This is a genomic window from Achromobacter insuavis (genome assembly GCF_902859645.1).
Lineage (GTDB): Bacteria > Pseudomonadota > Gammaproteobacteria > Burkholderiales > Burkholderiaceae_B > Achromobacter > Achromobacter insuavis.
Window position 1 is genome coordinate 1 of sequence record NZ_CADIJR010000190.1, and the last position, 900, is coordinate 900.

Sequence of the window (900 nt, forward strand, 5' to 3'; positions counted from 1 at the left end):
CGCGGCGCTGACGTTGCCCGCATGCGCGGCCAGCGCGGCGCGGATCGCGTCGTCGGCCATGGCTTGCAGATTGGTCGTGCCCGCCGCCGCCGCGGGCGTCTCGGCCGGCTGGCCGCGGAGGTCCGCCGGCAACATCTCGCGATCGACCACGCCCGCGGCCCCCGCCAGCACGTGCAGCGTGCGCAGCACCGCGGCCAGCTGCCGGTAATTGCCGGGCCAGGCGTAATGCGCCAGCGTGTCCTCGATCTCGGTCGGCAGCACCGGCCCCGCGCCCTGCGCGGCCCATAGCGAGCGCAGCAGCTCGCGCAGGTCGGCGCGGGCGCGCAGCGGCGCCAGCGTCACCGTGTATTCGGCAATGCGGAAATACAGGTCGGCGCGCACCGGCGCATCGGGGCCATCGTGCGCCAGCGCGCGATGCGTCGCGCACACCAGCGTGAAGTCCACCGGCACCGGCCGCGCCGCCCCCAGCGGCGATACCTCGCGTGACTGCAGCACCCGCAGCAGGCGCGACTGCAGCGCCAGCGGCATGTCGCCGATCTCATCCAGGAACAGCACGCCGCCATGCGCCTGCCGCAGCAGCCCCTTGCTGCCCTGGCGGCGCGCGCCGGTGAAGGCGCCGTCCTCGTACCCGAACAGCTCGGACTCGATCAGGCTCTCGGGCAGCGCCGCGCAATTGACCGCCACGAACGGGCCGGCCGCGCGCCGGCTGCGCGCATGCAGCTGGCGCGCGAAGATCTCCTTGCCCGCGCCGGTCTCGCCCTGCAGCAGGATCGAGACGCCCGCGTCCGACAGATGCACCGCGCGCGCCAACGCGCCCAGGGTGGCGGCATCGAAGCTGGCCAGGCCGCCGCGCGCCACGGGCGCCGGCGGCGGCGATGCCGCGGGCAGGCGCAGGGTCGG

Annotated in this window: 1 protein-coding gene; it reads right to left on the reverse strand. The window is 75.6% G+C overall.

Annotated elements, in window-relative coordinates:
* A partial coding sequence (locus tag H0523_RS32060; RefSeq protein WP_257225198.1) for a sigma-54-dependent Fis family transcriptional regulator occupies window positions 1-900 on the reverse strand: 900 nt, incomplete at both ends.